Raw genomic sequence first — 209 nt, forward strand, 5'->3', positions numbered from 1 at the left:
TCTTGTGAGAAGCAATCAACTTTGACGGACCACCCATGAGCGCTTCCGGAACTCCGTTCACGTCATTCCGAGCGAAGGCGAGGAATCCCGTGAACTACGACCGCGTCATGAAGCAGTTTCACGTGTACATCATGACCAATTGGCCGAGAGGGACACTGACCTGCCCCCGATCTTTGGTCCACTCATTGTGAGAGTCCGACCGGGTCCTT

Source organism: Dehalococcoidia bacterium (assembly GCA_040902535.1).
GTDB lineage: Bacteria > Chloroflexota > Dehalococcoidia > DSTF01 > JACRBR01 > JBBDXD01.